The 5,036-nt window shown below is 66.9% G+C and carries 2 protein-coding genes and 1 pseudogene; 1 reads left to right on the forward strand and 2 read right to left on the reverse strand.

Going from position 1 to position 5,036, the window contains the following annotated elements; all coding sequences use genetic code 11:
• Window positions 1–3,124 (reverse strand): S8 family serine peptidase (locus Q0U08_RS17640; RefSeq protein ID WP_298092943.1); only part of this gene is annotated, 3,124 nt, incomplete at its 3' end.
• 206 nt (window positions 3,125–3,330) lie between these two features.
• Between Q0U08_RS17640 and Q0U08_RS17645 the strand changes: the two genes are divergently transcribed.
• On the forward strand, window positions 3,331–4,134 hold the full coding sequence (locus Q0U08_RS17645) for a DUF72 domain-containing protein (protein ID WP_298092944.1): 804 nt from the start codon (window positions 3,331–3,333) through the stop codon (window positions 4,132–4,134).
• A 286-nt stretch (window positions 4,135–4,420) separates the two neighbouring features.
• On the opposite strand, the pseudogene Q0U08_RS17650 reads toward Q0U08_RS17645, so the two are convergent.
• Window positions 4,421–5,036: pseudogene (locus Q0U08_RS17650) on the reverse strand (hypothetical protein); the annotation flags it as partial.

Raw genomic sequence — 5,036 nt, forward strand, 5'->3', positions numbered from 1 at the left:
GCAGGCTGGCGAAGCGGTCTTGGCGGAAGAGGAGGGCGGGGCCGCTGCCGCGCTCGCCGGTGGGGGTGAAGTCTATGCGGCTGGCGCGCAGGGCGACGCGGGGGACGAGGTGGAGGCTGTCGCTGCCAAAGGCGTAGCTGCCGCCGACCTCGGTGGAGAGTGCGAGCGCGTTGTCTCGGGTGGCGAGGTCGAAGGTGGTGCCGATCAGCGTGCCGGTGCGTCGTGTGCGGGACTGGAACACGCCCGCGCTGAACTGTGCATCCAGCATCGGTCCGCCGGCCGCACCCAGCTTGCCGTACAGCGTGCCCTGGATCAGCTCGCCACTGGCCGAGCGTGCCATCAGCCGGCGGCTGTCGAGATCGGTGTAGGACAGGCCGAAGCCGAGCGTGCCCTGCTCGCCCGCCTCGCCCTCCAGCCCGGCGGCGATGTACATGCCGTCGAACCGTTCACGGGCATCGCCAAAGCTGGTCGTCGGCATGGCGCTGTTCGAGCCGTTGATATAACCGCCCGCCAGATAGGCCGACATGGTTTCGGGCAGCGCACCTTCGCGCACCGTCGTCAACCCCGCGTCGCTGACCATCTGCTGCTGACCGGGCATGGTGATCGCGTTCGCCGCGACCTCGACGGGACGGCCGATCATCGACACGGTGCCGCCACCGCCCGATCCGGCTTGCAGCGCGGCCAGACGGTCGCGGTAGAAGCGCGCCATGTGGTCGATCGCGGCGGTGCCCAGCGCCCGCTTGGTGGTTTCGGTGCGGGGGGCCAGGCCTTCCAGGCCGGTGCGGATCGTAGCGGCGTTCTGGACGTCGAGCAGGTCGTAGGTGCCGCGTAGATTGGCATAGGCGCCGCGATTGCCGTCGAGGAGGCGGGCGTAGGCGGTCTGGACCGGGGTGGCTGCGACGACATCGGCGTAGCGGCCGGCGGCGATGCGCATGGTGACGGAGCCCGGGCCGTAGGAAAGGCTGGGGAAGAGGATCGCGCTGAGGGCCTGCGGGGTGGCGAAGCTGCCGGCGACGCCGCCGCTCGCGGTCGCGATGGTGTAGCGTTCGTCATACAGGAGCGGGCGACCGCCGGCCGGGCGTAGCGCCAGCGTGCCGCCGTTCAGTTGCAGGCGGCCGCCCGTCACGGCCAACTGGTCCGACTGGCCGGGCGTGCCGACATCGACCAGCAACTGGCTGCCCGCGCCGAGCGTGGCGTTGCCCGCGACGGTGAGCGTGCCGAGGCCACCGGCAGCGGCGCCGGGCGAGACGGTGCCGCCGGTCGCGTTGAGGCTGGCGATGCGCCCGGTGCCGCCCAGCGTGCCGCCTGCGACCAGGGTGAGCGCCGAGTTGCGCAACTGGCCGTTGACGGTCAACTGCCCCTGCTCGACGCGGGTCAGGCCGGTATAGCCGCTGTTGCCGGTCAGGATGAGCTCGCCGCCGCCCTTTTTCACCAGGCCGCCGATATCGTTGGCAAAGGCCTGCAGCACCTCTGCCGAGTAGCGGGTGCGCGCGTCGGCGATGTCGTTGCTCCACACGTCCACCGTACCGGTCGCGACAGTGACGTCGCGCACGGCCCGCAATGCGGTGGGACCGCGCAAGGCGACATCCATCTGCGGCGCACCCCAGCCCGATTTCAGATCGACGCCCGGCGTTTCCAGATCCTTGGAGCTGGACACGAGAATGTCGGAAATCAGCGGCGTGCTATATTCGGGGAACGCCTCCATCAGCACCGCGGCAAAACCCGAGATGTTTGGGGCGGCCATCGACGTACCGGTATAGGCGGAATAGCCGGGGCCGGTGTAGCGGATGAAGCGGCCGAGCATGGTGGCCATCATCGCATCCGCCTCGACCAGCACGGCACTGGAAAATGCCGGCGTCAGGATGTTGAGATTGCCCGCCAATATGCCGGCAAGATTGGCCGTGACGCCATCGGGCGTATTGAGGCGGCTACCCGCGATCAGGGTGATGGCAACAGCCTCTTGCGCGACACGGCGGCGGGCGGCAGTTTCATCGAAGGCGACGCCAGCGCGTTGTGCGGCGTCCTTGCTGCCGAGATACTCGTTCAGCACCGCGATGAAGCGGTTGACCGCGGCGCTCTGCAACGCCGCCACGGTCGTTGCTGCGTAGAGCGTCGGATAGGCGGCACGGGTGAACTGACTCTGGATGCCTTGCCGGTCGAATTCATAGGCCGGCACCGATGAAACGATCGCATTGCCCGGTCCAGAAACGCACCAGGTGGCGGTCTGGCCGCAGAAGCTGGTCGACGGCGTTGCGGTCAGGTTCGCCTGATAATTGGCGACCGACAGCCAGTTGCCGCGCAGGCGTGGATCAGAAAATGGCGCAACCGCATCGACGCTGGCATGGACGCCCGAGCCATTACCCGCCGAGAAGACGACCAGCACGTCGTTTTGCAGCACGGGATCGTAGAAGGTGCCGAGATTCTGGCGGAATTGCTGGAGTACGGTGGTCAGTGGCGCGTCATAAGGCAGCGAATTGCCGCTGCCCCAGCTATTGTTGATGATGCGCACCTGGCCAGTGCGCGCAAGGCCGACGATATTTTCCCGCGGGGTGCTGACCAACGTACCGTCGATCACCTGATCCTTGTACCACAGGAAATCGCCGGCCGCGAAGTTCGCGGTCGCCGAATAGATGTTGGCGTTGAAGGCGTTGCCGAACATGGGGAGGCCAGCGACCCGGCTACCCGCGGCGGTGCCGGCGACATGGGTGCCATGGCCTTCCCACTGGCGGCGCGGGTTGATCAGACCGTCATTGCCATAGGCGGCAGGTACCGCAGTGCGCAGACCGGTGATCTTGCCGGCGCCCTGGAACTGGGGGTGGGTGGTCAGCACGCCCGCATCGTTGATGCCGATCGTCTGGCCACGCCCGCTGAGGCCCAGCACATAGGCATGCTCCATGCCAAGATAGGCCTTGGAATAATCGACCGAAAACTGCGCGTCCTTGCGCCACGACGCGATCGCGGCGGCGTAGTCCGCGGTTCGGGCGCCATTCGCCATGTAATAGCCACCGGCGGGCGGCGGCGGTGGCGACGACGGCGAGGCATTCTGCGCGAGGCCCGGTAAAGACACGAGGCACGTGGTACACAGCACCGCGAGGACGATTGCGCTCTTGCACGACTTGATCATTGAAACCCCCAGATGACGCGCACTTTCGGCCCGCCTGTACCGTGAGGCTGACACCCAAAAGGGTTAGTTTCAAACGAAAATGGATCGATAATGCGGCGGTAATGTCCTTCTTTCCATAACTGTGTCTTTTGTATCCGAAATCATTTTTGCTACGCTGCAGCGGCCTGCGCGTTTCGCTGAGCGCGGCGTTCGCCTATCCTGCGACCATGACCAAGGGCACGATTCGCGTCGGCATCGGGGGATGGACCTATGAGCCATGGCGGGGCACCTTTTATCCCCCCAAATGGCCGCAGAAGCGCGAACTGGATTATGCAGCGTCGAAACTGACCGCGATCGAGATCAACGGTACCTACTATTCGAGCTTCAGGCCCGCGAGTTTCGCCGGCTGGGCAAAAGCGGTACCGGATGGCTTCGTCTTCGCGCTGAAGGCTTCGCGCTATGCCACCAACCGCAAGGTGCTGGCAGATGCGGGCGAGTTAGTGATGCGCTTCATCGGTCAGGGTATCGTCGAACTCGGCGACCGGCTGGGGCCGATCCTGTGGCAGTTCATGGCGACCAAGCGGTTCGAGCCCGATGATTTCCGGGCGTTCCTGGCATTGTTGCCGGAGCGACATGACGGGGTGGCGCTGCGCCATGCCGTGCAAGTGCGCCATGAGAGTTTCCAAACGCCCGAGTTCGTGGCGATGGCCCGCGCGGCGAACGTCGCGATCGTGTTCGATGACAGTGAGGGCGCACCGAGCTTTCCTGATGCCACGAGCGACTTCGTCTATGCCCGGCTGGAAAATGCGGTGGAGGAGGAGCCGGCTGGTTATGCTCCGGCGGCGCTCGACGAATGGGCATCGGGCGCGGTGGAATGGGCCAAAGGCAGCGTGCCGGCGGCACTGCCCTGTGCGGGCAGCGAAGCGGCGCCGATCGCGCCGCGCGATGTGTTCATGTTCTTCATCAACGGAGCCAAGGTGCGGGCGCCGTTCGGCGCGATGGCGTTGATCGAGCGGCTGGGGGAGCGTTAGATCATCGTGCGTTAAACGTACGTCATCCATCCGTTCGGCCTGAGCCCTTCGACTGGCTGGCAAGCCAGCCGCTCAGGATAAACTTCAGCGCTTCGCGCTGAAGTCGAAGGCCAAGCGCCGCCTGCTGTGCTTCGACTTCGCTCAGCACGAACGGAACGTGGTAGATCGGATTTGACGCAGCTTACTTCAGCGGGGGCAGTAGCTCGATACGCGTTTTCGATACGCCTCCGCGAGCCTGTTCGACCGCTACTCGGCACGAACAGGACAGAGCGACGTCCTCATGGCCTCAGGCGCGGGTGCCGGTCGCTTCGGTCGTGGTGGTGACCGGGGGAGGAGCCTCCGGCGCGGGCGCGGCAGGCGCGGCGGCGGGGGGCGCCATCAGGGCCGCGTTTTCGAGCGTGTCGAGGGCGCGGCGGGCGGCGGCGTAGCGGTAGGCGGCGCGGTCCCAGGTGGTGGCACGGGCGGCGCCCGGCATGCGTGCGATCTCGTCACGCGCGGCATCGACCTGGCCGGCATCGAGCAGGTGGCGGGCGCGGGTCAGACGGTCGACGGGGGCGGTGGACGGGCTGTTGGCCTGACGCAGCACGACAAGGCCGGCGAGTTCCTGGCGCAGCCCTTCCCACCAGCCCTGGCTGTCATCGACCGACAGTTGCGAGGCCAGCGTGTCGAGGCCCTGGCGCAGTGCCTCCAGCGTCACCGGGCGGCTGGCAACCGCGATAACGGTGCCGACGGCGCGCGGCTCGACCGCACCGAAGCGGGTGCGGAGCTGTTCCTCGAGATAGCCGAGCGGCTGGCCGCGATCGAGTGCGCGGCGGGCGGCGAACGCGACCAGCAGCGCCTCGGCCCGGGTCGCCTGGCGGCCTGCGGCGTTGGTATCCGCATCCAGCGCGGCGGTGCGCGCT

Source organism: uncultured Sphingomonas sp. (assembly GCF_946477935.1).
Lineage (GTDB): Bacteria > Pseudomonadota > Alphaproteobacteria > Sphingomonadales > Sphingomonadaceae > Sphingomonas.

Coding starts and splice junctions, on each gene's coding strand:
- Q0U08_RS17645 (WP_298092944.1), top strand. CDS start 3,331: ATGACCAAGGGCACGATTCGCGTCGGCATCGGGGGATGGACCTATGAG.